The organism is Acinetobacter sp. NigerLNRRAM0016 (genome assembly GCF_054112845.1).
On sequence record NZ_JBSYVT010000143.1, the window covers coordinates 1 to 300 of the forward strand.

Annotated in this window: 1 pseudogene; it reads left to right on the forward strand. The window is 43.0% G+C overall.

What is annotated here, in order from left to right:
• Positions 1-300: pseudogene (locus tag ACWQ4X_RS19905) on the forward strand (IS6-like element IS1008 family transposase); the annotation flags it as partial.

Below are 300 nucleotides of genomic sequence, written 5' to 3' on the forward strand. Positions count from 1 at the left end.
CTGTTCGTTGGTATTGTAAATATGGCATCAGCTATCGTGAACTTCAAGAAATGCTCGCTGAACGGGGTGTGAATGTTGACCACACCACAATTTATCGTTGGGTTCAGCGTTATGCTCCAGAAATGGAAAAACGCTTACGCTGGTATTGGCGTAATCCTACAGATTTACATTCATGGCATATGGATGAGACTTATATCAAAGTGAAGGGGCGATGGACTTACCTGTATCGTGCAGTTGATCAACGTGGTCATACGATTGACTTTTACCTTTCCGCTAGACGGAACAGTAAATCAGCCTATT